23 protein-coding genes and 5 tRNA genes are annotated in these 25885 nt (G+C 56.2%); 8 read left to right on the plus strand and 20 right to left on the minus strand.

The window, feature by feature from the left end; genetic code table 11:
• Window positions 1–22: 22 nt before the first annotated feature.
• Together OR601_RS04480 and rpsA are read right to left on the minus strand one after the other, a co-directional pair.
• On the minus strand, window positions 23–1636 hold the full coding sequence (locus tag OR601_RS04480; RefSeq protein ID WP_265591161.1) for an ABC transporter substrate-binding protein: 1614 nt from the start codon (window positions 1634–1636) through the stop codon (window positions 23–25).
• Between the two features lie 294 nt (window positions 1637–1930).
• The gene (gene rpsA, locus OR601_RS04485) at window positions 1931–3133 is read right to left on the minus strand and encodes a 30S ribosomal protein S1 (protein WP_136012697.1); all 1203 of its coding nucleotides are present in this window, start codon (window positions 3131–3133) and stop codon (window positions 1931–1933) included.
• Between the two features lie 320 nt (window positions 3134–3453).
• Here rpsA and OR601_RS04490 point away from each other — a divergent pair, with 320 nt between their 5' ends.
• A complete protein-coding gene (locus OR601_RS04490) occupies window positions 3454–4008 on the plus strand; it encodes a LacI family DNA-binding transcriptional regulator (protein ID WP_136012696.1) in 555 nt (184 codons plus the stop codon).
• Window positions 4009–4125: 117 nt separating this feature from the next.
• Here the strand turns inward: OR601_RS04490 and OR601_RS04495 are convergent, their stop codons facing one another.
• From OR601_RS04495 to tig, 8 genes are all read right to left on the minus strand, one after another.
• Window positions 4126–4452 (minus strand): PTS sugar transporter subunit IIA, encoded by a 327-nt coding sequence (locus OR601_RS04495; RefSeq protein WP_136012695.1) that lies wholly within the window; start codon window positions 4450–4452, stop codon window positions 4126–4128.
• A gap of 77 nt (window positions 4453–4529) precedes the next feature.
• Window positions 4530–4874: a DUF3284 domain-containing protein gene (locus OR601_RS04500; protein WP_323373091.1), complete on the minus strand. Its 345-nt coding sequence runs from the start codon at window positions 4872–4874 to the stop codon at window positions 4530–4532.
• Complete coding sequence (rnhA, locus tag OR601_RS04505; protein ID WP_265591162.1) at window positions 4843–5322, minus strand: ribonuclease HI; 480 nt, start codon at window positions 5320–5322, stop codon at window positions 4843–4845. The genes OR601_RS04500 and rnhA overlap by 32 nt, the downstream gene beginning before the upstream one ends.
• The gene (locus OR601_RS04510; RefSeq protein WP_265591163.1) at window positions 5322–7139 is read right to left on the minus strand and encodes an ABC transporter ATP-binding protein; all 1818 of its coding nucleotides are present in this window, start codon (window positions 7137–7139) and stop codon (window positions 5322–5324) included. The genes rnhA and OR601_RS04510 overlap by 1 nt, the downstream gene beginning before the upstream one ends.
• Before the next feature lie 133 nt (window positions 7140–7272).
• Window positions 7273–8676: an aminopeptidase gene (locus OR601_RS04515; RefSeq protein WP_265591164.1), complete on the minus strand. Its 1404-nt coding sequence runs from the start codon at window positions 8674–8676 to the stop codon at window positions 7273–7275.
• A 94-nt stretch (window positions 8677–8770) separates the two neighbouring features.
• Window positions 8771–10099: an ATP-dependent Clp protease ATP-binding subunit ClpX gene (clpX, locus tag OR601_RS04520; protein WP_265591165.1), complete on the minus strand. Its 1329-nt coding sequence runs from the start codon at window positions 10097–10099 to the stop codon at window positions 8771–8773.
• Between the two features lie 4 nt (window positions 10100–10103).
• Entirely contained in the window at window positions 10104–10721 is a 618-nt protein-coding gene (locus tag OR601_RS04525; protein ID WP_136012690.1) for an ATP-dependent Clp protease proteolytic subunit, read from the minus strand.
• Window positions 10722–10785: 64 nt separating this feature from the next.
• Window positions 10786–12093, minus strand: coding sequence for a trigger factor (gene tig / locus OR601_RS04530; RefSeq protein ID WP_265591166.1), 1308 nt, complete (start codon window positions 12091–12093; stop codon window positions 10786–10788).
• A 211-nt stretch (window positions 12094–12304) separates the two neighbouring features.
• Here tig and OR601_RS04535 point away from each other — a divergent pair, with 211 nt between their 5' ends.
• From OR601_RS04535 to OR601_RS04550, 4 genes are all read left to right on the plus strand, one after another.
• Window positions 12305–13273, plus strand: a complete 969-nt coding sequence (locus OR601_RS04535; RefSeq protein ID WP_265592375.1) for a phage minor capsid protein — start codon at window positions 12305–12307, stop codon at window positions 13271–13273.
• 2 nt (window positions 13274–13275) lie between these two features.
• Window positions 13276–13467: a hypothetical protein gene (locus OR601_RS04540; RefSeq protein ID WP_265591167.1), complete on the plus strand. Its 192-nt coding sequence runs from the start codon at window positions 13276–13278 to the stop codon at window positions 13465–13467.
• Between the two features lie 124 nt (window positions 13468–13591).
• Window positions 13592–13801 carry a hypothetical protein gene (locus tag OR601_RS04545; protein WP_265591168.1) on the plus strand — a complete coding sequence of 70 codons (210 nt, stop codon included), beginning with the start codon at window positions 13592–13594 and terminating at the stop codon, window positions 13799–13801.
• Window positions 13802–13878: 77 nt separating this feature from the next.
• A complete protein-coding gene (locus tag OR601_RS04550; RefSeq protein WP_265591169.1) occupies window positions 13879–14226 on the plus strand; it encodes a hypothetical protein in 348 nt (115 codons plus the stop codon).
• 1 nt (window position 14227) lies between these two features.
• Here the strand turns inward: OR601_RS04550 and OR601_RS04555 are convergent.
• Window positions 14228–14314, minus strand: a tRNA-Leu gene (locus OR601_RS04555).
• 90 nt (window positions 14315–14404) lie between these two features.
• Window positions 14405–15736 (minus strand): NADP-specific glutamate dehydrogenase, encoded by a 1332-nt coding sequence (gdhA, locus tag OR601_RS04560; RefSeq protein ID WP_265591170.1) that lies wholly within the window; start codon window positions 15734–15736, stop codon window positions 14405–14407.
• Between the two features lie 260 nt (window positions 15737–15996).
• On the opposite strand from gdhA, the gene OR601_RS04565 reads away from it, so the two are divergent.
• The 3 genes from OR601_RS04565 to OR601_RS04575 all read left to right on the plus strand — a co-directional run bounded on the left by OR601_RS04565 (window position 15997) and on the right by OR601_RS04575 (window position 17277).
• Window positions 15997–16073: transfer RNA gene (locus OR601_RS04565), tRNA-Pro, on the plus strand.
• 7 nt (window positions 16074–16080) lie between these two features.
• A tRNA-Gly gene (locus OR601_RS04570) sits at window positions 16081–16154 on the plus strand.
• Window positions 16155–16248: 94 nt separating this feature from the next.
• Window positions 16249–17277: a diacylglycerol/lipid kinase family protein gene (locus OR601_RS04575; protein ID WP_265591171.1), complete on the plus strand. Its 1029-nt coding sequence runs from the start codon at window positions 16249–16251 to the stop codon at window positions 17275–17277.
• A 138-nt stretch (window positions 17278–17415) separates the two neighbouring features.
• On the opposite strand, the gene OR601_RS04580 is transcribed toward OR601_RS04575, so the two are convergent.
• The 8 genes from OR601_RS04580 to polA form a co-directional block, all read right to left on the minus strand.
• Window positions 17416–18123, minus strand: a complete 708-nt coding sequence (locus OR601_RS04580) for a sugar transferase (protein ID WP_265591172.1) — start codon at window positions 18121–18123, stop codon at window positions 17416–17418.
• A 499-nt stretch (window positions 18124–18622) separates the two neighbouring features.
• Entirely contained in the window at window positions 18623–20326 is a 1704-nt protein-coding gene (gene ptsP, locus OR601_RS04585) for a phosphoenolpyruvate--protein phosphotransferase (RefSeq protein WP_265591173.1), read from the minus strand.
• Window positions 20327–20451: 125 nt separating this feature from the next.
• Window positions 20452–20715, minus strand: a complete 264-nt coding sequence (locus OR601_RS04590; protein WP_136012681.1) for an HPr family phosphocarrier protein — start codon at window positions 20713–20715, stop codon at window positions 20452–20454.
• A 112-nt stretch (window positions 20716–20827) separates the two neighbouring features.
• Complete coding sequence (gene pfkB / locus OR601_RS04595; protein WP_136012680.1) at window positions 20828–21826, minus strand: 1-phosphofructokinase; 999 nt, start codon at window positions 21824–21826, stop codon at window positions 20828–20830.
• Between the two features lie 71 nt (window positions 21827–21897).
• On the minus strand, window positions 21898–22347 hold the full coding sequence (locus OR601_RS04600; RefSeq protein ID WP_265591174.1) for a PTS sugar transporter subunit IIA: 450 nt from the start codon (window positions 22345–22347) through the stop codon (window positions 21898–21900).
• 421 nt (window positions 22348–22768) lie between these two features.
• Window positions 22769–22844 (minus strand) — tRNA-Lys (locus OR601_RS04605).
• Window positions 22845–22870: 26 nt separating this feature from the next.
• Window positions 22871–22946: transfer RNA gene (locus OR601_RS04610), tRNA-His, on the minus strand.
• A gap of 133 nt (window positions 22947–23079) precedes the next feature.
• Complete coding sequence (gene polA, locus OR601_RS04615) at window positions 23080–25797, minus strand: DNA polymerase I (RefSeq protein ID WP_265591175.1); 2718 nt, start codon at window positions 25795–25797, stop codon at window positions 23080–23082.
• Window positions 25798–25885: the final 88 nt, after the last annotated feature.

The following is a 25885-nucleotide window of genomic DNA, read 5'->3' on the forward strand; positions in this document are numbered from 1 at the left end:
CTCAGCCCTTATCATTTTGGCCTTACTGCTCAGCATCCATATCGATATCACGGAAGTGATAGATCAGATTACCAAGCTTAGCATTCTTTACATTGGGTTTGGTCACAAACATGAGCTGCGGGTAGAACAGCGGCAAGCAAGCGTAATCGGTACGAGACATGATGTTGTCAGCCTCGCGATAGAGCTCTGCGCGGTGCTCCTCGTCAGCAGAGCGACGAGCCTCATCCATGAGTGCGTCAAACTCTGGATTGTTGTAGAAGCTGCCCTTGCCAGAAGCATTGGAGCTGTGGAAGTAGGTGTACATCTGGTTGTCGGCATCGGCATAGAGGGGATACCACGCCAGAGCGGTGACCTCATACTCGCCGGCCACCCAGTCGCTGGCCCACACGCCGTTGTCCACCGTCTGAACGTCCATGTCGATGCCTACCTCTTTGAGATAGTTCTGGACAGCCACCATGATGGACTCGTACTGGCCGGTGCGCACGACGCAGGAGAGCTTGACATTGGAGGCACCGGCCTCAGCCAGCAATGCCTTGGCCTTATCGGGGTCATAGGGGAACGCCTCGGCAGAGGAATCAAAGCCGGGCACGCCCTGGTTAAGGAAGCCAGAGGCAGGTACGCCGGCACCGGAGAGCATGTTGTCGATGATGGCCTGACGGTCGATGGCCAAGCTCATGGCCTGACGCACGCGCACATCCTGGAGAGCAGGGGTATTGAGGTTGAGGTTTACAAACCAAGTGCCTAATCCGGTGGAATAATTGATGCAATCCTTCACATCGGGGTCCTGCTGATAAGTAGGCAGAAGGTCGATGGTGAGATCGCACATGTCGATGTCACCGTTCTTGAACTTCATGAGCTTGGTGTTGTTGTCATCCTCGAAGGTGACGTCGATTCCGTCCAGATGGATCTCGTCGGCCAGGTGATACTCAGGGAAACGCTCGAAGACCATGTGGGTGGAATCGTCGTTCTCAACCAGCTTGAAGGGGCCGGAACCTACATAGTTGAGCTCATAGCCCCACTTCTCGCCCGCCTCCTCGCAGGCCTTCTGAGGGAAGACATTGGCATAGTTGATGCCAAGGTTCTTCACGAAGGTAGCCATGGGATATTGCAGGGTGATGGTGAAGTGGGTGTCATCCTCAACCGTCACACCGGCGAGATCGGTAGTGGTGCCGTCCATGACCTCCTGAGCACCCACTATCATGTCATACATATAAGTGGAAAGGCCGGCAGTCTGAGGCAGGAACATACGGGTGAAGGAATGTTTCACGTCATTGGCAGTGAGGGTGGAGCCATCGTGGCACTTGATGCCCTCTTTAAGGGTGCAGTGATAGGTCACCCCGTCATCTTCGACGGTAGGAATCTCGGTAAGCAGGCAAGGCACCAGCTCGTTGTCCTCGGTGAAGCGCAGAGGGGCTTCGACCACAGGGTCGGACACCGCGCTCATGCCGGAGTTGGTGTTCTTTTGCATGTCCAAGCCCTGCTTGGCGTTGGACTGAGCCCAACGAAGGACCTTTTTGGCCTCGTCTGCCTCTGCAGCAGGTGCTCCCCCGCAACCAGACAAAACCGCAGAAGCACCGCAGGATAGCAGCCCGGCGCCCTTTACAAAGGAACGACGGGAAAGGTTGGTGAATGCCATGAGTTTCTCCTTGTCTCTCCCCTTCGGGTGATGCAAAAACTATGCTTGAAGCCACCTGAATATGGGGCCTTTCACTCCACTGCGTTACAGAGGATTAACAGCTTATAAGTACCTGAGAAATCTCTGTCCTAAGAAATGCTATTTTGCCTTCTACCTGCGTTGCATTGCTGAAATTTACGGTCATTCCCATTGATAGATGCAAATGAATTCGCATTCATTACAGCAAAAGGCTCCAGAGATACGGATCTCTGGAGCCTTTCAAAGCTCGCTTAGCTATGCAGATGTCGACAAGAGCTACTCGGCGTCCTCAGAGGTTTCAGGACCATCCTCGACCTCTACAACCTCAGCCTCTTTGGCCTCAGGAGTGTCGAGAGGAGTGACCTCTACGTCGAAGCCCAGCGTCTCTGCAGCAGCCTTCATGGAGAGGGAGATGCGACGGCGGTCCAGATCGATCTCCATAACCTTGACCTGCACCTCATTGCCCACAGAAGTGACCTGTGCGGGAGCGTCGACGTGTTGGCGCGCCATCTCGGAGATGTGCACCAGGCCCTCGATGCCGTCGCCCAGATCCACGAACGCGCCAAAGGGAACCAGCTTGGTTACGCGACCCTCGACGATAGCGCCCACAGGGTACTTCTTGACCAGGGTGCGCCAAGGATCCTCGGTGGTCTGCTTGAGGCCCAGGGAGATGCGCTCGCGGTTGAGATCGACATCGAGCACCAGCACCTCGACCTCCTGACCAACCTTGACCACCTCAGAGGGATGATTGACATGGTTCCAAGAGAGCTCGGAGATGTGGATGAGGCCGTCGATGCCGCCCAGGTCCACGAAGGCGCCAAAGTCCACGATGGACGAGACGGTGCCCTTGAGGCGCATGCCAGGCTGCAGCTTGGAGAGGATCTCAGAGCGCTCGGCCTTGCGGGCCTCCTCGAGCACTACGCGGCGGGAGAGCACCACGTTGTTGCGGTTGCGATCCATCTCGATGACGCGGGCCTCGATGCGGGTGCCCAGGTAGGCATTGAGATCCTTGACGCGACGGAGGTCGACCAAGGATGCGGGCAAAAAGCCGCGCAGGCCGATGTCCAGGATCAGGCCGCCCTTAACGACCTCGATGACCTCGCCCTCGACGTTCTGGCCATTGTTGAAGTCTTCCTCAACACGGTTCCAGGCACGCTCGTACTCGGCACGCTTCTTGGAGAGGATGAGACGGCCGTCCTTGTCCTCCTTCTGGAGCACCAAAGCCTCGATGGTCTCGCCCATCACCACGATATCGGAAGGATTGGCATCCTTGCGGATGGACAGCTCGCGCACAGGGATGACGCCCTCGGACTTGAATCCGATGTCGAGCAGCACCTCATCGCGCTCGATCTTAACGACGGTACCAGTGACCAGGTCGCCCTCGTCGAAGTCGGTGATGGTGCCGTCGATGAGGCTGTTCATTTCCTCATCAGAGACATCATCGAAGGAAAAGACGGACGAGTTTTGAATCTCACTCAAGAGTGGACCCCTTTCAGAACACGGGGCCCCGATGGTCATGGTCATCGAATTGCAAAGCTCACGGGGTGGGATGCGCCCATAGCTCGACGTCTGAATTGCATGCTCGGGGGCCGACAGATACTATGCATGAGCATCCGGCTCATGCACCCACTAGATTATCGTTACTCCCCACAGATTTTCAAGCCCAGATCAACAATCATGTATTGAATTCACGGTCTTGTCGGCACTATTGGCGTTGCCAGCGGGTTTCTTGACCTTCAAGGCCAAAAGCTCGCCTAAAAAACAGGGGAATTGAACCGATTCTACCGAGAAGAGACCCCATGGCCACCATTCAGCAGGCTGCCGCCCTGGCAGGCGTGTCGACAGGCACAGTGTCGCGCTATCTCAACGGAGCGAAAATCAAAGAGAGCAACCGCCAGCGCATCGATGCCGCCGTAGCCGAGCTGGGTTATCACCGCAATCTTTTGGCCGGAAGCCTGAGGAGTCGAAAGAGCCGCTCGGTAGGCTTGCTGGTCAACAACATGCTCAACCACTTCGCCACCAGCGCCATCGCTGCCATCGAGCGCGAGATGGAGCTGGACAACTACATCATCTTGCTGGCTGGTTTTCGAAACGACCCTGAGGTCTTCGAGCAAAAGTTAGAGTTGCTCTTGGATCGCCAGGTGGATGGGCTGGTGCTTTTTGAAGGCGATGCTTCCTGGTCGCCCTCTAAAATCCTCGAGCGCTCAGGGGTGCCGGTGGTCTCGATCTCTGCGCTCTACGACTCCCCTTGCGTCGACTCTGTGCTGGCCGACAGCCGCACCAGCGCCAAACGCGTAGCCACCGAGATGCTTCGCGCAGGCCATTGGCACCTATGTGGCCTCGCATCTGCTTGAGCTGATCGAGGCCGGAACTCCTGCTTCGGGACAGGTGGCCGCCTTCCCCGATCTCATCACTTGGCAGCCCTCTTTTACAGGCCTCGATCCAAGGCTGTTGGGAGAAAGTGAAAAAGCCTAGCGCTTGGCGCAGGCTTGTCGTGCCATGTTGATGAAGCGCTCGGTCAAAATCTTGAATTCCTCGGCGCTCATGAGCTGATCCTCTGCATGCACTAACAGGATGTCTACTGGCACCGGCTCGCCTTGAGCTGCCTGGGTGATCAGTTGGGCATGAACCGTATGGCCTGCCGAGAAGAACCCGTCCCCTTCTGCAGCTTTTGTTCGAACCTGCTCGATATCTCCTGCAGAGGCCAAGTCCATGGCCTCTATGTAGCAACTTCTGGCCATTCCCACTTGAGAGATGATCTCGAAACAGGACAGATGCAGCTGTTCGTTTACTTCCATGGAGAGCTTTTCAATCTTTTGTGTCAGGGTTTCTCGGTACCTAGGCGATGAGGCAGAAGGCACGGGATGCAGCTCTCTTAGGGGCGCTGGGACGATTTGAGCTGAGCTTCGAGCGCACCCAGCTGAGCGCACATGCGTCTCTTGGAGCTTCGGGACAGAAGGCTTTGCATGAGCTTCTGGTTGAAGGCGCCTAGTGTGGAGGGAGTGCTAAACGTCTCTTCGTAGGCCACGAGCGATCCTTGGGGGCAAGGGGTGATCTCATAGCGAATTGTGTTGGCGCCCTTGGTGCTTTCGAACAAGGCTTGGTAGAGCTGGGGCTCCTCGTAGGCATCGATGCACACCGTCACCATACGGGTTGCGCCCAGCTTGGTACACAGGGTTTTGGCGTCGCTAAGAGTTAAACCCCGCGTCTTCTTCGAGATGGCCTCCTAGGGCTGCCTCTACTGCCAGCTCATCGCAGCGCTCGTTGAGCTCTTCTCCCGCATGGCCCTTGACCCATACATAGTGCACGTCGTGTGGGGCTTCGGCAGCTATGAGCCGCTGCCAGAGATCGGTGTTTTTCACAGGCTGCTTGGAAGCAGTCTTCCAGCCATTCCTTTGCCAGCCCTTGATCCAACCCTTTTCATGAGCGTTGACTAGATATTGCGAATCGCTGTGAAGCTCTACCTTGCAAGGGCGCTTGAGTGCTTCGAGCGCTGCGGCGGCAGCCATCATCTCCATGCGATTGTTGGTGGTGCAGCGAAATCCCTGGAACAGCTCCAAGCGATGTTCATGGCCTGTCGCATCCACAAAGAGCAGCACGGCGCCATAGCCGCCTGGGCCAGGGTTTCCACGGCTGGAGCCGTCTGTGTATATGGTCACCTGGTCCACTAGTCTTCGCCTTTCTCGTCCAGGAATGCACCGGTTTGCCGATCCCACAGTTTCTCATAGGGGCCGCCTGCTGTCACCAGCTGACTATGGGTGCCATCTTCAACAATAGCGCCGTCTTGGAGCACCACAATGCGATCCAGGCTCGCTACCGTAGAGAGCCTGTGGGCGATCACGATGGCCGTGCGCCCCTCCATAAGCGAGGCCAACGCCTCCTGAATCAGCCGCTCGCTCTCAGAATCCAGCGCACTGGTGGCCTCGTCCAATACCAGAATAGGAGCGTTGGTGAGGATGGCGCGAGCAATGGCCACACGTTGGCGCTGACCTCCCGAGAGCTTGACCCCTCGCTCCCCCACCATGGTGTCAAACCCCTGCGGCAGCTGCTGGATAAACTCCAGCGCGTTGGCCTTTTTGGCTGCCTCGATGATCTCTTCCTCTGTGGCCTCGGGCCTGCCGTAGGCGATATTGTCCCTGATAGACCTATGGAATAGCAGCGGCTCTTGAGGCACATAGGCGATGGAGCGCCGCAGGCTCTTTTGAGTGGCGTCGGCGATGTTTTGCCCATCCACCAAGATCTCGCCGGCTTGCAGGTCAGCCAAACGCAAAAGCAACGTGGTAAAGGTGGTTTTACCCGATCCGCTCCTGCCCACCAGACCCACTCGCTGCCCTGCAGGAACCGAGAAGTTCAAACCCTCAAACACCCTGTCGTTGTCCTGGGCGTCAGGATAGTGGAAGGACACGTCCTTGAACTCCAGGGCACCACCGTCCACGTGCAAGTCAGGGGCGTTGGGTTTATCGGCAACCAACAACGGCTCTCCTAAGGCAACCGTGAGGTCGTAGGCATCGCCAAATGATCGGTTGAGGGTGGAGAAAGTCGAGGAGAGTCGGTTGAACTGCATGGTGAGGCTATAGGTGTAGTTAAACATCATCACCAGCACGCCGGGCGTGACCCCAAACCAGGCGTTCCCGCCAGCCACAAAGATGGTGCAGGCACTCATGATGAGCACGATGATGGAGCTGGTGGCCGCTCCACAGCGGATGTTGGCCCGCATGCGCTCGGAGTCGGCGGAGCGCACCTCTTGGCTCGCTTTATCAAACCGAGCACGCTCAAAATCCTCGCGGCCTGTGGTTTTGACCGCCAAAATGTTGGTGATGGAGTCTGCCAGCTGACCTGAGAGCCTATTGCCCGCCGCCGCAGCCTTGGCGTTGGCCGGAAGTATTTTGCTGTAGAGCTTATAGACCACCACCACGTAGATCACCAAAAAGATGGAGAGCACCGCCACATAGACAGGCACTTGAGCAGCCAAAAGGGCGATGGTGAAGATCACCGAGGAGCAAATGGGGATCACGGCATACTGCACGCAATCCATCAAGGTGGAGTAGGCGCCGCAAAAGCGCTGCACCTGGGAGACCAGCGATCCACCGAATCTATTGGCATAGAAGGTCATAGATTGGCAGGACAGCGTGTCGAATGCCTGGGTGGTGAGGTCATAAGTAGTAAGGATCTCGATCTTTGCGGTGAAGTAGTCCTGGAGCTTTGAGCAGACCTGCCCTAGCGCATTGACCGCCACCAGAGCCACAATAATGGGCCCAAAGACGTTCATGACCTGATTGGCCGCAGTGCTCCCCTCGCTTACCCGGTCGATGACCAAACCCATGAGATAGGGGTTCATATAGGACAAGAAGAATACGAAGCCTAAACTAGAAAGTACGGCCCCTAGAAACCATGGCCAATGTCTCTTGGTGGCCGCCCAATAATAGCGAAGCGTCTGAGCAGTCACCTTTGCCGAACCCTTTTGATTTGAAGACACACCGCGCACTGGCGCCTCCTCCTTCTCGCCGTTGCGTGACCCAATGTTGAGAGCTCTTCCTATACCCTTGCATGCCGAGAAAAGACCCCATCGGCCAGGGCAGCCGATGAGGTCTTGCCAAATTCTTATAACTGTAAAGTCTCTAGGCCTCAGGAGAGCTCAAGAAGGCTTTGTAGCCCTTGAACGCCTCGAAGACATCGGCCTTATTCACCACTTCCCAGAGGGAGTGCATGGAGAGCACCGCCACACCAGAATCGATGACCTTCATGCCGTAGCGAGCGAGGATGAAGGCGATGGTGCCACCACCACCCGCATTTACACGGCCCAGCTCACAGGTTTGGAAGGCTACCTGGGCGTTGTCCATGATGGCACGAATTTGAGCAACGTACTCGGCATCAGCATCGTTTGACCCGGTCTTACCGCGTGAGCCGGTGAACTTGTTAAAGCAAAGGCCGCGGCCCAAGAAAGCCGAGTTCTTCTCCTCAAAGCGATCGGCATAGGCAGGGTCGAAGCCCGCAGAGACGTCGCTGGAGAGCATACGGGAATTAGCCAGGGCACGGTGCAGCTTGAGAGAGCCGCCCTCCCCTGCCAGCTCCATGAGCTCCGCCAGGGCATTCTCAAAATAAAGTGCCTGCATGCCGGTGGCGCCTACAGAACCGATCTCCTCTTTGTCTACCAGCAGGCAGGCACTGGTGCGAGAAGGAGCCTCCACTGCCAGCATTGCTTCCAGCGAGGTATAGGCACATACGCGGTCATCCTGGCCATAGCCTAGGATCATCGAGCGGTCAAAGCCCATTTCGCGTGCCGGGCCAGCAGGAACCACTTCGAGTTCTGCAGAAAGCAGATCCTCTTCTGCGATGTCGTAGCGCTCCCCAAGAATGGAAAGCAGCAAATTTTTGACAGCTTCGCCCTTCTCGGCATCTTTGTCGCCCTCTTCCACCAGAGGACGACCGCCTACGATGATGTCAAGGTTCTCGTGATCCACAGCTTCGGCATGGGTCTTTTTCATTTGATCTTGGGCTAGATGGATGAGGATGTCGGAGATGCAAAAGACCGGGTCCTGAGGATCCTCTCCCACGCATACATTCACTACCGAGCCATCTTTTTTGGCCACCACGCCATGGATGGCCAGAGGGGTTGCCACCCAAAGGCTGCTCTTGAGGCCACCATAGTAATGGGTGTCCATAAAGGCCAGATCTGCCTTCTCATAGACGGGGTTTTGCTTGATGTCCAAGCGAGGAGAATCCACATGGGCGCCCAGGATATTGAGGCCAGACTCTAAAGGCTCTGTGCCGAGACAAAAGAGCGTGAGGGCCTTGCCGCGAGTGTTCACATAGAACTTGTCTCCGGCCGCTACTGGCTGGCCTGCTGCTACCGCCTCAGCCAAATCTTTATAACCGGCATCCTTGGCCATTTTCACTGCAGCAGCAACACAATCACGCTCAGTCTTGTTTTCAGAGATAAACCTGCGATAGCGCTCGTTAAGAGCCTCGAGACACGCAAGACTATCTGTGTCGTAGGAATTCCACGCGCAAGGACGTTCCATAGGATGGTTCCTTTCTTTGGAATCATGCTCACAAAAAGCAATGGGACGGCTCTAGGATAAGAACCGTCCCTTAAATGTACCTCACTTCGCTGGCTTAACTGGCCAGGTGATGGGCTTCTTTTGCCGTTATTCTGCGGGGCTGCTCAAGGCCGTCCACTGCCTCTTTGGTCACCACTACCTTGATTACGTTTTCCTCTGAAGGAATATCGAACATGGTTTGCTCTAACGTGGTCTCCAGAATGGCACGAAGGCCACGGGCGCCAGTGTCACGTTCGAGGGTCTTGGCCGCAATCTCTCGCAGCGCGTCCTCCTCGAACTCCAGCTCCACGCCCTCCAGCTCGAACATGCGCTTGTACTGCTTGATCAAGGCATTCTTGGGGCGCGTGAGGATGTCGATGAGGTCGTCTTCTGTGAGCTCCTTGGTGGAAGTGATCACAGGGATACGGCCAATGAACTCGGGGATGAGGCCAAACTTGTGCAGGTCTTGAGGGGCTACCTGGCTCATTAGTTCATCTTCGGAATCCTCGATACGGGCGCCAAGGTCATTGCCAAAGCCAATGCCCTTCTTGCCAATGCGGTCGGCGATGATCTTATCGAGCCCCACAAAGGCGCCGCCACAAATAAAGAGGATGTTGGTGGTGTCTATATGGATAAGCTCCTGTTGAGGATGCTTGCGGCCACCCTGCTGAGGCACTGCGGCATCGGTGCCCTCGAGAATCTTCAAGAGGGCTTGTTGCACGCCTTCGCCTGAGACGTCACGGGTAATAGAGACGTTCTCTGCTTTGCGGGCGATCTTGTCAATCTCATCCACATAGATGATGCCGGTTTGGGCACGCTCCACATCGCCGTCTGCAGCATTGATAAGCTTAAGCAGGATGTTTTCCACATCCTCGCCCACATAGCCAGCTTCAGTAAGCGTGGTGGCATCTGCGATGGCAAATGGCACCTGCAAGAAACGCGCCAGCGTTTGAGCCAAAAGCGTCTTGCCGGTACCAGTGGGGCCTAAAAGCAAAATATTGCTTTTGGCAAGCTCTACGTCGTCAATGTCATCCTCTGAGGATTCCTGAGGCATCTGCAGTTCATGGATGTCATTATCGTCATTGTCGTTTTGGCATTGGACGCGGCGATAGTGGTTGTAGACCGCCACTGACATGGCACGTTTGGCCGCCTCTTGCCCCATGACATACTGGCCCAGCTCCTCATAGATCTCATGGGGAGTAGGCAGCTCGTCAAAGATGGGATTGTTCTCAGAAGGGCCTTCTGACTGCTCTGCCTCATTGATGATGTCTGCGCAGGTCTCTACGCACTCATCGCAGATGTAGATGTCATCGGGTCCCTGGATTAGTTTGTTCACCTGATCGCGCGTCTTCCCACAGAAGGAGCAGCGTAGATCGTCAGAGTGAATGTCGTCGAATCGGCTCATAGCATTAAGCCTCGTTGACGTTGGCGCGGGCAGAGATGACCTTGTCTACCAAGCCGTACTCCAGAGCCTCCTGGGCACGCATGTAGTTGTCGCGCTCGGTGTCTTGCTGGATGCGATCGAAGGATTGCCCAGTGGCATCTGCAAGCATCTGATTGAGGTGCTCGCGCAGGTAGGTGGTCTCTTTGGCCACGATGTTGATGTCTGTCTGCTGACCTTGGACGCCGCTGGAGGGCTGATGGATAAGCACCATGGAGTTAGGCAGCGCCAAACGCTTGCCCTTGGCGCCTGAGGCCAGAATCATGGCGCCCATGGAGGCTGCCATACCCACGCAGATAGTAGAGACATCGGGCTTGATGTAGTTCATGGTGTCGATGATGCCCAGGCCAGAATAGACATCGCCTCCGGGTGAGTTGATGTAAAGGGAGATGTCCTTATCGGGATCTTGGCTCTCCAAGTGCAGCAGCTGAGCGATGACCAGGTTGGCAGAGTTGGAATCTACCTGCTCGCCCAAAAAGACGATGCGGTCATTGAGCAGGCGGCTATAGATGTCGTAGGAACGCTCGCCGCGAGGGGTCTGCTCGATGACGTAGGGAATATTAGGGATGTTAGTGGGATTGTGCATGCCCACTCCTTTCGTGCTTAAGAAAATGGCCGGATGTTTGATGTCCGGCCATTTCCATCAAAGGTTACTCAGCGGAGTCGTTTTTCTCCGCGACTTCGTCGACCTCAGTGACCTGGGCGTTATCCAGCAGCCACTGAAGCGCCTTGGTGCGCTTGACCGTCTCGCGCACGGCAGGCATTTGGCCGGACTCTGTAAACTCTTTAAGCGCCTTGTCGAGATGCTTCTCGTCGTAGACGTTCTCGAACTCAGCGCGCACGTCCTCCTGAGTAGCCTCGACGTTGAGGTGGCGTGCGAGGGCATCCAGAGCGATGGACTGACGAGCGTGCTCCACAGCCTGTGCCTGGAGGTCAGCCAGCAGCTGATCCATAGTGACACGACGGGCCTTGAGGAAGGAGTCCACGGTTTGGCCGGAGGCCTGGAGATCCTGGAGGAAGGAACGAGTGATCTCGCCGTTGATCTGCTTGACGTAGTCCTCAGGAACGGTCTCAAGCTCCAGACGCTTCTCCAGAGCGGCCACTGCGCGATCCTCTTTGAGGGCAGGCAGGTTCTGGTCCTTGTCCTGCTGGATCTCCTTCTTGAGGGCCTCCTTCAAGGCATCGATGTTGTCGAAGCCAAAGACGTCGCTCACATACTCATCGGTGAGCTCGGGCACGGTCTTGACTTTGACGTCGTTGACCTTGACCTTCATCTTGATTTGGCTGCCGTCGGCGCCCTCGTACTCCACCTCTTTCTCGTCGCCGGGCTTCATGCCCACCAAGGCCTCTTCGAGCGCCTGGGGAAGCATGCCGGAACCAGTGGGGAGCATGCGGCCTTCGCCTGCCAGCTCAGAGGCGTTCTCGATGTCCTCAATATCGACGTTCACAAAGTCGCCATCAGCAACCTGGGTGTTCTCGTCGCCGTCCTCAAAACGAGCCTGGTAGCTCATGAGAAGATTCAGCTGAGAGGCCACCTCTGCATCCGTAGCCTCCGCGGGAGGCATCTGAATGTCTACGGGATCATAGGAAGACAGCTCAGCGGTGGGAATGAGTGTGACGGTGACCTCTACCTCATATTCCTGCTTGTCAACCACAGGCTGAAGGTCCTCTCCAAAGTCCAGCTCGCCTACGGGAACAACGCCCAGCTCATTGATGATGAAGGGCTCAGCCTTGGACAGAAGCTCATTGGTGGCATCTGCCATCACAGCCTCTTTACCCACAGCAGAGTCGATAACAGGACGAGGGGCGCGACCCTTGCGGAAGCCAGGGAAATTGTAGCGACCGGCAATCTCCTTATAGGTGGCAGCCACGGCCTTCTTAACCTCGTCTGCGGGGATAGTGACACGGGCAACCAGCTTAGAATCCGCGGGCTCACCAGCGGTAACGGTGATATCCAACATTCCTCCTGATAATCTATGAGCCGCCCCTATGGCGGCGCTAGGGAGCACAAGGCACCTAACTTTACGAACGTACATTCTGATACTAAAGCGCGCTCAGGTCAAAGCAAAGTTGCTCAATGCGTGCACGCATCGTGTAGCTACCGAGAAACCCTTCCATCGCACTGCTCAATAACGTCTTGCGTCCCGACTTTTACCCTTTTCACAATGTATTGCTTCTTGGGATACCTCCACCGGATACGGCACGGTGACGTGTCTGGCAGGCGCCAACTGCCGCCATACCATGACGCCCTATGTGCCCGGTCTCTCTAAGCTCCCCCGCACCGACTTCTCAGAGGAAGAGAAGCTCTTCGGCAAGACATCCGACGAGTACTACGAGGCCACCCAGGTGCAGCGCCGCCTGGAGCGCCAGGTGAGAAAGTACAAACGCCGCATCGCCTGCGGCGAGGAGCGGGGCCTGGACATGACAGGCGACCGGGCCCGTCTCGGCCAGGCCCAGAAGCGTGTGCGTCAGTGGTGCAAGCAGAACAAGCTCCCCCGCCAACTGGAGCGAGAGCGTGCCTACGGCGTGGCCAAGCAACCGAGAGCACTGGGCCCACAGAGGATCTACAGGGCCTCTCAGATCAAGACAAGGCAGAAGTTCTTGGAAGCACGCTGGAGAGGAGATCTGGCAGACGAGTGGGGTGGAGTCTTCGATAGCCAGGGAAACCTTGTGGGCAAAATCGAACGAGGCCATGGTGGAACCGTTACATTCATCTGCCCAGACGGATATAAGTGGGAAGATCTCAGGCCGGTCCACACGCATCCTGGAGTCATCGGAGGAACATTCTCTGTGGGTAGCCGAGAGGAGGGCGGCGACATCTTCCATTTGACAGACGCCAATTGTCTTGGATATGACGCCCGATGCAATGAGGGCACTTATTCCATATCAAGAACCCCAGCATCGAGGCCCAAAGAGTTCTATCTGGCTGCCAGAGAAGCAGAGCTGGATGCGAGAGAAGCTGCATACAATGCTGTGTGTGACAGGTGGGAGCAACAAGGTATGTCGTTTTTAGCGGGACCTGGTCAGCAACAGTTTATCAGTGAAAACAAGGAAGCTATGAGCGATATAGTGCATAAGTGGTTCAAGGATAATGCTGTACAATACGGCTATAAGTACAGTTTTAATCGGAGGGAGTAGGGATGCAAAAGGAATATACAGTGCATAGCTACACCTTCCCATTTGGGGAGCCAGGAACTGACGAATGCACTTTAAAGATGGTGGCAGCCCGAGCAAAGAGCAAGGGAATTAGCGAAGAGCAGGCCGCGAAAACTATGCTCGGTGGCGAGCTGTTTAAACAGTGGAAGAAGGCAAAAGAGTCGGTCACCGCATAGCCCCCCCCCTCAAATCACTGCGTAAAAATTAACCAGATCCCAAAGGCATCGGAATCGATGCCTTTTCTTTTGTCGTTACAGCTCCCCCATCTTGGATGCCACCAAGACCGAGAGGAGCAGTCCGATGAGTATCCATGACAACATGACACGCGCCCTGCAACTGGCAGCAAGAGCCATCGCAGATGATCCAGAATTGCTCACTTGCAACATGGCAGATGCCCATCGATGCATGGATAGCGACCAGTGCATCCGCGTGGAGATCCGAGCCTATCAGGGCGGCTACTTCGAAATATGCACCAGCTCTAAATGGAGCGGCATGACAGAGAAGCGCTAAGACGTTACAGCTCCCCCATCATCTCGGCTCAGAAGGGCACAGGATAGGCCCGTGCCCCAAACGGTCGGGAGGTATCCATGACTCTGAACGGTGCGCAACAGCAGACCCCAGGCGAGAGCGGCCAGCTCCAAGACCCTAAGGGCGGCGAGGGCAACAAGCCCCAGGACCCGAATGCCGGCAGCACTGAACCCCAGGACCCAGGCAAAGGTGAGGGCAATGCGCCCCAGGACCCCAAGCCCGGCGAGGGTGACCCCCAAGAGCCCAAGGTCGACCACAAGCTGGAAGCCGACAACCGACGCTTGCTAAGTAATCAACATTCGATAGTTTATGTTGAAAGTCAAAAGATCCTACACCATCCGACACAGGATGCCAAGATGCATAATAAAAAAGGCAAACGACACAAGGTCGTTTGCCCAGCTAGATGACTGGTGCGGGCAAGAGGGCTCGAACCTCCACGGACAAAAGTCCACAAGAACCTAAATCTTGCGCGTCTGCCAATTCCGCCATGCCCGCGTCAAGAGTTTCTATCTTAGCGCTTGAACGCCTTCAAGAAAACCCATCCCTCCCATAAGGAAGGATGGGGTTTCTCGGCAGATCGAAGGATTAGACGATGCCCTGGGCATACATAGCCTCGGCCACCTTGGCAAAGCCGGCAAGGTTTGCGCCCACTACCAGGTTGCCCTCAAAGCCTGCAGAGGAGGCAGCGCTGGAAACAGCAGTGTAGATGTTTTCCATGATGGTCTTTAGGCGAGCGTCAACCTCGTCAAAGGTCCAAGAGAGGCGCTCGGAGTTCTGGCTCATCTCAAGGCCAGAGACGGCCACTCCACCGGCGTTGGCAGCTTTGCCGGGGCAGAAGGCCACCTTCTTATCGATGAGATACTCGGTAGCGTCGCGAGTAGTAGGCATATTGGCGCCCTCGGCTACCACCTTGCAGCCGTTCTCCACGAGCGCCTTGGCGTCGTCCAAGAAGAGCTCGTTTTGGGTGGCACAGGGCAACGCCACGTCGCAGGGCACAGACCAGACGCCGCGACCCTCATGATATTGAGCAGAAGGACGTGCTTCAGCATAGGCGGTAAGGCGAGCGCGCTTGCCCTCCTTGACCTCTTTGAGCAGGGCTACGTCGATGCCCTCGGGATCATAGATCCAACCGGTGGAATCGGAGCAGGTAACCGCCTTGGCACCTAGCTGCTGGGCTTTTTCGATGGCGTAGATAGCCACGTTACCGGCACCAGAAACCACCACGGTCTTGCCTTCTAGGGAGTCCTTGTGATCTTCCAGCAGAGTGGCCACAAAGTAGACTAAGCCGTAGCCCGTGGCCTGAGTGCGGCAAAGGGAGCCGCCAAAGGAGAGACCCTTGCCGGTGAGCACGCCGGTGAACTCGTCGCGGATACGCTTGTACTGACCAAACATATAGCCGATCTCGCGACCACCCACGCCAATATCGCCAGCGGGCACATCGGTATCCGGCCCAATGTAGCGTTGAAGCTCAGTCATGAAAGATTGGCAGAAGGCCATTACCTCGCGATCGCTCTTGCCCTTGGGGTCAAAGTCGCTGCCACCCTTGCCGCCGCCCATAGGCAGGCCGGTCAAGGAGTTCTTAAAGATCTGCTCGAAGCCCAAGAATTTGAGGATGCCCAGATTTACCGAGGGATGGAAGCGCAAGCCTCCCTTGTAGGGGCCTATAGCACTGTTGTACTCCACGCGATAGCCGCGGTTCACCTGCACCTGACCCTTGTCATCCACCCAAGGCACGCGGAACATGACGATACGCTCAGGCTCTACCAAGCGCTCCAGCAAGCCAGCAGCCTCATATTCAGGATGGGCGGCTAGAGCGGGTTCTATGGAATCCAGAACCTCAGTAGCAGCCTGCACAAACTCCGGTTGGTCTGCATAGCGAGCCTTGAGCTCCTCTGCCACTCGTTGGGTATAACTCATAGCGCTCCTCTCAAAAAACCAAGCTCACCTTGGTAAAAACTCTGACAGTGTGTCTTTAGGCCAAAGCGTTTTCATAGACGCTTAAGCTCGTCGAGCACCAGTCTATAAAGCGTGCACGAAGAGCTTTTGCTTGAAAGGTGGGCGGTAACAATATGGACACCGGGGATGATACTAATCGCACTATCACTCAAAATTGGCTTGTGGCTTTTGCACACAAGGGTAGATATGTCGTCAGATTTCGCTATACTTTCTACCTACCTCGGGGCGTAGCGCAGCTTGGTAGCGCATCTGCTTTGGGAGCAGAGGGTCGCTGGTTCGAATCCAGTCGCCCCGACCAGGGTCTTGCGGGTGTAGTTCATCGGTAGAACCACAGCCTTCCAAGCTGTTGAGGCGGGTTCGACTCCCGTCACCCGCTCCATCACACGTAAAGGGCCCAGGCCGCAGTGCCTGGGCTTTTTTCGGCCGATTTTTGGGTATCTTCGCACCGTCAGCATATCTTTAGAAGGAGCCGCATGGCTACAAGCAAGTTGGGGCGCACGCTGGTGATTTGCAATCCCGCCGCCCAAAGTGGCAAGGGTGCGCAAGGTGGCGCCTTTGTAAAGCGCACATTGGATGCCTATTCCAGCGCCGTATCTGGTTACAGCTATTATGAAACCACCTCGCCTGGCGACGGCCTGCGCAAAGCCAAGGCTGCCAAAAACTACGATACTGTGATCGCTGTGGGTGGCGATGGCCTCATCCACGAGATCGTCAACGGCTTGATGGCCATCCCTGCCGAGAAACGCCCATGCCTAGGCTTGGTGCCTATGGGTTCTGGCAACGACTATGCGCGCACCATGCATCTGGCATTGAACGACCCCATGGCAAGCCTAGGTCAGACTATCAACGGCACTCCCGTAAAGCTTGACTTGGGCCTTGTGAACGGCGTCTATTTTTGTGAGACCTGCTCTTTTGGCCTGGATGCCGCCATTGCCCTCGACACCATGAAAACCCGTGTTCCCGGAGGCCCCCACGGCACCCGCCTCTTCGCTCAAAGCGGCTACCGCATCTTCAAGAACTTCACTCACGGCTACAAATATAAGGCCACGGTGGATGGCTCATCCTTCTCGGGTGAAGAGATCGCGTTCGCCTGTCAAGTGGGCCCCACCTATGGGGGCGGTTACCATATCTGCCCCAAGGCCTCCCCGGTAGATGGACTACTGGACCTGTGCTACAACACCAAGATTCCTTCCAAACCAGCCATTTTGGCGCTTTTCACAGGTGCGCGCATGGGTCTCCACGCCAAGAGCTCTGCTATCGCCTTCAAGCAGTTCAAGAAGCTCAAGGTCACCTTTGAAAAACAGCCGCCTTGCCAGGTAGACGGCGAGCCGCTTGAGGGCAGCACCTTTGAGATCACCTCAGTGCCTGCCGTCCTCGAAGTGCTGGTGCCAAATTCCAGCCAATGGAATCCCAACCCCACCAAGGTGGATCGTCCTTCTGTGACAGACGGTCTTTTGGGCACCAAGCTTGCCGATAAACTCCGCAACTCCAACCAGGGATAACTGCAAAGCTCATATCCTGACTTTGCTGCACCGAGCACGCCTTGACTGCCGCGCCTAAACACTTCCCTCTCATGGATATGCCACCTGAACAACTACAGGCTCAGGTGGCATTTTTTCTTAAGAGCTATGTCTGAAAGATTAGCGTCCAGTTTTATTTTTGAACATGACGCCAAAGGTGGCCAGAAAGATCTCCACGTCAACCTTTAAACTGGCATGCTCTGCATAGCCAAGCTCTGCAAGCTGACGTTGGCCATTTTGGAACGTAGCCTCATTGCGAGGTCCCACCTGCCAAGCCCCAGTTATCCCCTGAGGCACCGAAAGCAGCTTGTAGACATCGCTGCCAAAGTTGGGGAGCTCTTCTCGGGTGATAGCGCGAGGTCCAATAACGCTTATCTGCCCCAGCAGCACATTCACGAATTGAGGGATCTCATCCAGGCTAGTCTTGCGGAGCACGCTCCCCAACCGGGTGATACGGGGGTCGTTGGTCACCTTATGCTCGAGACGCCATTCCTCCAGCTGCTCCCGGTTGAGATACTTCTCCACATCGTCAGCGTCTGCCACCATGGTGCGAAATTTATAAAACGGTAGCGACTTGCCCAGGCGTCCGATGCGTTCTTGGGAGTAGATGGGAAACCCCTTGGTGTCTACAGCAATTACAATTGCGAGGAGTATGCATGGAACCAGGGCTACTGCGATCACAATGAGACTGAACACAATATCAAAGGCACGCTTGAAGGCTCGATAGCCCAAGTTGCGAGTATCCTGCGCCCTGCAGGCCTCAGCAAGCTCCGGTGTATCGATCTCATCCACGATGTTCTTAGTCACAGGGAACGCTGTGACTTCCATGGATGCTGGCCTAATTGGGTCCCCCATTGTGTTCTCGAACAATCTCCAGTCTCCTTGGGTGAGTCTCAAGCGCATACTCTCGAATCAGGGCCAAGTTGCAAGTTAACCCGCCTGCATACCCAAATTAGACATGCAGTGCTATCAATTCATTATTGATAATAACACCACCGTAAGGTACATCTTACGTTAAGCCTAGTTTTTTTTACTGAAACTATCAATGGAGCAATCAACCATACGCTCGTCATTCCTAAGTCTTTCTTGCCGATAAGAACCTGCACCCACTTTATGGGCTTATCCTCGCATTATATCGATTACCATTCATGTGTTAGGCATCATATTTGATACCGCCTACTCTTTCATCTATGTGCAGATTGTCTTGCGCTCTTTAATAGATGCAGGAGCTAATAGGTACAGAACCTATCCCTCTTTTATAAAAGAGGTCCCCGCTTTTGATGCGAGGACCTCTTAAATTGAGTGCATGGCTTCAAAGGGAAAAGACTTACTTGGCAGCCTTTGCCAATGCGTCTTTCACTTCGCCGGCAGTCTTGAGTTTCATGACCTTCTCGGCCAGCTCATCTGCCTCAGCTTTGGACCACTCGGAGATGATCTTGCGGGTACGTAGCACCGAGGGGGCGGACACGGAGTACTCGCCCAAGCCAAAGGAGATCAGCAGAGGGATGAGCAGGGGGTCGGCAGCAGCCTCGCCGCACATACCCACCATGATGCCAGCCTCGTTGCCGCACTCGATGACGCGCTTGATGGAGCGAAGCACGGCAGGGTTGTAGACGCTGTAGAGGTAAGCGATGCGGTCGTTGCCGCGGTCGGCACACATGGTGTAGCCAATGAGGTCGTTGGTGCCAATGGAGAAGAAGTCGCACTCGGCAGCTAGATCGTCTGCGATAAGGGAGGCGGCGGGGGTCTCGATCATAGTGCCAACCTCGATGTTGGGGTTGTACTTGATGCCCTCTGCGTCCAGCTCCTTCTTGCACTCCTCCACCAGAGCCTTTACGTCGCGGATCTCCTCAAGGGAGGTGACCAGCGGCACCATGATCTTGATGTCGCCAAAGGCGCTGGCGCGAAGGAGGGCGCGCAACTGCACCTTGTACTGATCAGGATTGGCCAGGCAGTAGCGCACAGCGCGATAGCCCATGAAGGGGTTCTCTTCCTTTTGGAGGTCGAGGTAGGGGATCTCCTTGTCGCCGCCCACATCCAAGGTGCGGATGATGACAGGCTGATCCTTCATGCGCAGAACTACCTTCTGATAGGCAGCGAACTGCTCCTCCTCAGAAGGAAGCTCCTTGGAGTCCATAAACAGGAACTCGGAGCGGAACAAACCCACGCCCTCAGCGTCGTGCTCGATGGCGGCAGTGGCGTCATCGGGGTTGCCAATGTTGGCCACCAGCAACACCTTTTCGCCGTCAGCAGTCTCCGTGGGCTTACCACGATAGGCGTTAAGGGCGGCCTTGGCCTCAGCAGCGGCCTTGGCCTCAGCCTCGAAGTGAGCCAGATCCTCCTCACTGGGGTTCACAAAGACCTCGCCACGGGTGCCGTCTACCACCACAGTGTCTCCAGAGCGGCAGATGGTGCAGGCATTGGGCACGGAGAGCACGGCGGGGATCTCCAGAGCACGGGCGATAATGGCAGAGTGGGAAGTACGGCCACCGGTCTCGGTCACGATGCCGGCCACGTTCTCCTTGTCGATGTCAGCGGTCATCGAGGGAGTAAGATCCTTTACCACCACGATGGAGCCCGCGGGCAGCACGGAGAGGTCGACGACCTCTTTACCCAGCAGGTTGGCCAGAAGGCCCACACGGATGTCCTGAACGTCTGCAGCGCGCTCGCGCATGAGAGGATCATCCATGCCGTCGAACATGCCATAGAACATGTCGCAGACCTCATCCACGGCCTGCTCGGCGCTCATGCCGTTGTTGATGCGGTTGGTGATCTCGTCGATCATGAAGGGGTCGCGGGCCATGTTGATGTGGCCGATCATGATTTGCGACTCTTCCTCGCCCACGGTCACGGCCATGCGATCGGCCTGAGCCTGGGTGTGATCGCAGAATGCGTCAAGAGCGCTGTTGTAGCGCTCGCGCTCTGCTTCAGGGTTATTGTGGGCCGTGGGGGTATAGCTCAGGTCTGGCTCTATAGCCACCTGTGCCTGGCCAATACCGATGCCATCGGACCCGTTAATGCCCTGGAACATGTAAGCCTCCTCTTAAGAGGGGACCTTGCCCCTCTAAATAAAAAGGGCGTGCCCAGCCTTGGCTTTCTGCGCACGCCCTTATGGTCATAAACTCTATTTATGGCACTAAAGAAACCAGGCGCCGTTTACTCGCCAAGACCAGACTCAACCAGGTCCACGGCGGCCTTCAGGGCCTCTTCCTCGTCAGCGCCGTCGCACACGATCTCGATCTCAGTGCCAGCACCAAGGCCACCGGCCATGATGGCCATGGGGGACTTGCCGTTGATCTCCTTGCCATTGCCCTTGATGGTGACGTTGGAGGAGAACTTGCCCATGGTAGAGGCAAAGAGGCCGGCGGGACGCATGTGCAGGCCGGTGGGGTTAATGATAGTAACAGTCTGAGAAACCATAATCTTCTCCTTTGGGCGAGGGGCCTTGGGACAAGGCCCCGATTTTCTATGCCTTGGGAACAGTACGCTCCCTAAAAGCCGTAATGATTGTACCAGTTAGCTTACAGGTGACTTAAGACTCCTGGTCGTCCTCATCGTTCTCATCGAGAGTCTCCACGACCTCGACAACTTCCTGACCCACCTTGTTCTTCTCGTCTGCCAGCAGGTGGTTGAGCGCGGCGTAGAAGCGCTCGATGGTGGAGCGGTTGGCCAAGCCATTGGAAGCGGCGGTGGCAGAGCCGCAGGCAGAGGCAAAGTTCAAAGCCTCCCCGTAGCTCATGCCACGATCCAGAGCGGCCAAAAAGCCAGCAACCATGGAGTCGCCGGCACCGGTAGCATTGACTAGACGGCAAGGTGGGACCTTGGTGGTGTGCTCGTTGCCCTCAGCATCTACCAAAGCAGCGCCGTAACCGCCGCAGGACACCAGCACGTTTTGAGCACCCTGCTCATGGAGCTTGTGGGCGTAGGGCAACACTTCCTCTGGAGTCTCGGGATTGGCGCCAAAGATGCGGCCCACCTCGTGATTGTTGGGCTTGATGAAGAAGGGGTGCGCTGCCAGGGCGTTCATAAGCAGATTGCCGGGAGCATCCACCACGAAGCGGATGCCGCGATTCTCGAAGCGGCTCATCATGATGTCGTACATATCCTCAGGCAGGCAGCTGGGGATGGAACCGGTGAGCACCAGGGTGCTCCCCTCTTGAATGCGATCGATGCGACGGAACAGCTCGTCCACCTTGGATATGGGGATGTTGGGACCCATGCCATTGATGATGGTCATGATGATGCCGTTGAGCTTCACGTTGATACGGGTATTGCCCTTGTCCAGGAACACGAAGTTGGTGTTGATGCCCTGAGACTGCAGAGTCTGCAGCACAAACTCACCGGTGAACCCGCCAAGGATGCCCATGGCCACGTTGTCGATGTCAAGCTCGGTAAGAATGGTAGACACATTGATGCCGTTGCCGCCAGCGTAGACTTCCTCGCTGGTAGAACGGTTGGTGTAGCCCATGTCCAAAGTAGACGGATGCATCACATAGTCTACGGACGGATTGAAAGTGACGGTGTAGATCAACGGGCTCCCCTTTCCCTAGGGTGGCTCATACTGCAAGGGGCCTCAAGACCCCAGAATTCCTAATACAGCGACTAAAGACGTTCGTCGATGGTGTCTGCGATCTTCTCGGCATCATCGCTGGTGAGAAGCACCTCACAAAAGTCCGAAGACATGAGACCTACCGCGAGCTTGGAGAGCAGGCGCAGATAAGGCTCGCCGGCGCTGGAATCAGGGATGAGCAGGGCGATGGCGCAGGTGACCGGCTGCTTATCCATGGTCTCCCAGTCAATGGGATGAGTGAAGCGTAGTACCATGACCAGCGGCTTCTGTACTGCCGAAGACTTGGCATGAGGAATGGCGATGCCGCTCACCATGCCCGTGGAACCCTCTGCTTCGCGGGTGTTGAGCGCCTGCACAAGCAACGGGGCATCGGTGGCATAGCCCAGCGAAACGGCCTCTCGAGCAATGAACTCCATAACCTCTTCCTGCGTGGTCGCAGGATTATGAAGAAAGACGTGATCTGCCGTAATGAAGTCGCTCATGCCCGAATGCATCCCTTCTTAGCGTGGCTCAAGAGGGAGCCACTCCAACTCACTCCTCCTATCCTACTCGCCACAAACTTTTAATCCGACCAAGATAGGACCTGCCAAGCCAAGCGGCGCAAATATCCCAAAATCTGTGAATAAATGGCCAGCAATGCGTAGTCATGTTTGAAGATTATGCCAATGCTCGCAGGGCCTTCTCAGTGCAACCCTGCTGCCGATAAAATCCCACGCCTTCATGGAGGTAAGAGATTGCAGTCATCGGCAGCCCGATCTGGCTGCCGTCGCTGGTTGCGGATCTTGGGGCATCGCATGGCATCAGGAGGGGTGATTATGCATAAAAGAGGTCACCCATTTTGCAGCACAAGCGCGACATAAACGAAAAAAGGTAGAAGCCTTAGAGCTTCTACCTGGGATTTCATGGTGGACCGGCAGGGGTTCGAACCCTGGACCTTGGGATTAAGAGTCCCCTGCTCTACCAGCTGAGCTACCGGTCCGTGCTATGTCATGGCACCAAAAAGAATGGGGTGGGCGAAGGGGCTCGAACCCTCGACCTACGGAGCCACAGTCCGTCGCTCTGCCAACTGAGCTACACCCACCGTCTCCCACCTCGCGGTGCGTTGAATATTGTGCAACGAGCGCCCCCGGGATGCAAGACCCAATTTTGGACAGGTTGTTTACAGGTATCCCAGAGAGGTCGTCGCACTATGCAAGGGGCGCTTGCACTCGGCTTTACTTGGCTTCGGCCCAAGTGTTGCCCCAAGAAACGTCGGCTACCAAAGGAACCCGCAGGTCAACCACCGATTCCATAGTGGCTTTCACCAATGCCGCAACCTCCTCGAGCTCTGTCTCGGGCACCTGCAAATCCAGCTCGTCGTGGATTTGCATAATGAGTTCGCTTTGGTAATTGCCCTGGTTAAGCGCCTGTTCCACGCGACTCATAGCTATTTTGATGATATCGGCGGCACTCCCCTGCATAGGATGGTTCATAGCAGTGCGTTCAGCGGCCGATCTCACCATGGCATTACGCGCCCCAATGTCCGGCACCAGGCGCCTACGACCCCACATGGTGCTTACAAACCCCAGCTTACGAGCCTCTTCCACCGTTTCATCCAAATAAGCGCGAACCCCTGGATAGGCACGGTAATAGGAGTCGATGATCTCCTGAGCTTCCTTCTGAGGAATGTGAAGGGTTTGTGCCAAGCCATAGCCCTGCTGCCCGTAGACAATGCCAAAGTTCACTGCTTTGGCCCTAGACCGCAGCGCGGGAGTCACCTCAGACACAGGCACGCCAAAGACGCGAGCCGCAGTCTCTGCGTGGAAATCCTCCCCTTCCACGAAAGCCTTTATAAGGTGCTCGTCGCCCGAGAGATGCGCCAGCAGACGCAGTTCGATTTGCGAGTAGTCCACCGCCAGGAACTTCCAGCCCTGAGGCACGGTGAAGGCGGAGCGCACGCGTCGGCCCTCTTCAGACTTCACGGGAATGTTCTGCAAGTTGGGATCTGAGCTGGAGATGCGCCCCGTAGCCGTCACCGTCTGGTTGAAAGTGGTATGGATGCGCCCGTCAGCCCGAATCTCTTGGGGCAATGCCGCCAGATACGTGCGTGCAATCTTGGATTTCTCACGCCACTCGATGACCTGAGCCACCACCGGATAGGTTTGCGCCAGCTCCTCAAGCACCTTGGCATTGGTGGAATAGTACCCGCGCTTGGTTTTCTTAAGCCCTGCCGTAGGCAACCCCAGACCATCAAACAGCACATTAGACAATTGCGAGGGAGAGCCGATGTTGAACTCTTGACCCGCAGTCTCGTAAATCTGCTGGGCCAGGATTGATAGTTGGGCCTGCAGTTGTGCGTCCTGCTCGGCAAAGACGGAAGCGTCTGCATGCATGCCAGTACGCTCCATCTGTGCCAAGACGGGCAACAGGGGCATCTCGATCTCAAAGAAGCAGGGCTTGGACCCCGTTTTGTCCAAAGCTACCGATAAGGGCTCCACGCAGCGCTGGGCCACCAATGCCGAGAAGGGCGCATCCTTCACATCCTGAGGGCGGGAGAGCTCCAGCCACTCTTGGGCGAGGTCGTCGGGGGCGTATTCGGTCTTGGTGGAGTCTAGCAGGTAAGCAGCCACCCCGCAGTCGAAGATGGCATCGGGAGCCACCCGGTCGATGTCTAGAGCGGCTGGCTGCGAAGAGTCCATGGGATAGACCTGGTGAATGAGATCTTTTAGGGCGCAGGAAGCCACCCTGTGAGAGCTCAGGGCATCCACCAGACGATCGGTGGCCTCGGCGCCCTCGAAGCGCAGCAGATGAGTGGGCGTGGCTACCCAGAGTCGTGAAGAAGGCCCAAAGAGGCTCTGAGTCTCTGGCACTTCCAGCGCACAGCCTAACCAGGCACCCTCAGTTATCGCCTTTTGCCACGCCTCCTGGGCAGCCTCGCCCTCCAGAGTCTCAGGGACCTCCAGGGTCAGGGAGGCCTCAGAGACCTGCCCGCCGTCGGCCAAGCTCAAAAGGCGCGTGGCAATGGACGTGAAGCCCAAGGCAGTCAGCGCCTCTTTGGCAGTTGGCACATCAAAGGTGGGAAATCTGGTCTCTGCAAGGTCCACATCCAGAGGGGCGTCGGTGCGGATGGTCGCCACCTTGCGCGAGAGCAACGCGTCCTCTTTGTGGGCTCGCAAGTTTTCGCCCATCTTACCCTTGACCTCGTCTGCATGAGCCAGCACCTCATCCAAGGTGCCATAGGTGGCCAGCAGCTGCTGGGCCTTCTTGGGACCAATGCCGGGTACGCCTGGGATATTGTCTGAGCTATCGCCTTTAAGGCCATAGAAGTCCGGCACCAGCTCTGGTGTCACGCCGCCATACAAATCTTCTACTGCGGCGGGAGTCATTATCTGCACATCACTCATGCCCTTGCGGGTGGAGACTATCTGCACGTGCTCATTGGAGAGCTGGTACATGTCGCGGTCGCCGGTGACCAGAAGCATGTCATAACCTTCGGCAGCTCCTTGGCGAGCCAGCGTACCCAGAAGGTCGTCGCCCTCCCAGCCTTCCAGCTCGAAGACCGGCACGCTTAAAGCAGCCAGCACATCTTTGATCTCGCCAAACTGAGGCGCCAGATCGGGGTCCATGGGCGGTCTCTGGGCTTTATAGCTGGGGAGCATCTCCATACGCACTTTGGGCTTGCCCTTGTCAAAGCACACCGCGACGCCCCAGGGTTTGAAGTCCTCCACCAGCTTGAGAAACATGGAGAGAAAGCCAAAGACGGCGTTGGTGGGCACCCCTTGAGGAGAGGTCATCTGGGCAGATATGGCGTGAAAGGCCCTATGCATGAGGGAGTTGCCGTCTACCACCGCCACTTTGGGGCGACCGTCTTGAGGAAGCGAAGAGGAGCCTGCAGGAGATGCGTGGCTTGAAGTCTGAGTAGGGCTGGTGCTACCCGTGTTTGATCCAGTCATCAGGGCACCTTTCTTGTGAGAAGGTGTGTAGGTGCAAGTTTCATGCTATCAGGGCCTGCAAGAGTTTGGTGCTCTTTTGGCAAGCTAT

This window comes from Leptogranulimonas caecicola (assembly GCF_023168405.1).
Lineage (GTDB): Bacteria > Actinomycetota > Coriobacteriia > Coriobacteriales > Atopobiaceae > Leptogranulimonas > Leptogranulimonas caecicola.

Excerpts from the sequence above, each read along its gene's own strand:
- OR601_RS04540 (WP_265591167.1), top strand. The coding sequence starts at position 13,276 with ATGCAAAAGGAATATACAGTGCATAGCTACACCTTCCCATTTGGGGAG.
- clpX (WP_265591165.1), bottom strand. The coding sequence starts at position 10,099 with ATGAGCCGATTCGACGACATTCACTCTGACGATCTACGCTGCTCCTTC.
- ptsP (WP_265591173.1), bottom strand. The coding sequence starts at position 20,326 with ATGTTCCAGGGCATTAACGGGTCCGATGGCATCGGTATTGGCCAGGCA.
- OR601_RS04550 (WP_265591169.1), top strand. The coding sequence starts at position 13,879 with ATGACTCTGAACGGTGCGCAACAGCAGACCCCAGGCGAGAGCGGCCAG.
- polA (WP_265591175.1), bottom strand. The coding sequence starts at position 25,797 with ATGACTGGATCAAACACGGGTAGCACCAGCCCTACTCAGACTTCAAGC.
- OR601_RS04515 (WP_265591164.1), bottom strand. The coding sequence starts at position 8,676 with ATGGAACGTCCTTGCGCGTGGAATTCCTACGACACAGATAGTCTTGCG.
- OR601_RS04580 (WP_265591172.1), bottom strand. The coding sequence starts at position 18,123 with ATGGAAGTCACAGCGTTCCCTGTGACTAAGAACATCGTGGATGAGATC.
- OR601_RS04600 (WP_265591174.1), bottom strand. The coding sequence starts at position 22,347 with ATGAGCGACTTCATTACGGCAGATCACGTCTTTCTTCATAATCCTGCG.
- OR601_RS04495 (WP_136012695.1), bottom strand. The coding sequence starts at position 4,452 with ATGGAAGTAAACGAACAGCTGCATCTGTCCTGTTTCGAGATCATCTCT.
- gdhA (WP_265591170.1), bottom strand. The coding sequence starts at position 15,736 with ATGAGTTATACCCAACGAGTGGCAGAGGAGCTCAAGGCTCGCTATGCA.
- OR601_RS04490 (WP_136012696.1), top strand. The coding sequence starts at position 3,454 with ATGGCCACCATTCAGCAGGCTGCCGCCCTGGCAGGCGTGTCGACAGGC.
- OR601_RS04480 (WP_265591161.1), bottom strand. The coding sequence starts at position 1,636 with ATGGCATTCACCAACCTTTCCCGTCGTTCCTTTGTAAAGGGCGCCGGG.
- OR601_RS04590 (WP_136012681.1), bottom strand. The coding sequence starts at position 20,715 with ATGGTTTCTCAGACTGTTACTATCATTAACCCCACCGGCCTGCACATG.
- OR601_RS04575 (WP_265591171.1), top strand. The coding sequence starts at position 16,249 with ATGGCTACAAGCAAGTTGGGGCGCACGCTGGTGATTTGCAATCCCGCC.
- OR601_RS04525 (WP_136012690.1), bottom strand. The coding sequence starts at position 10,721 with ATGCACAATCCCACTAACATCCCTAATATTCCCTACGTCATCGAGCAG.
- OR601_RS04545 (WP_265591168.1), top strand. The coding sequence starts at position 13,592 with ATGAGTATCCATGACAACATGACACGCGCCCTGCAACTGGCAGCAAGA.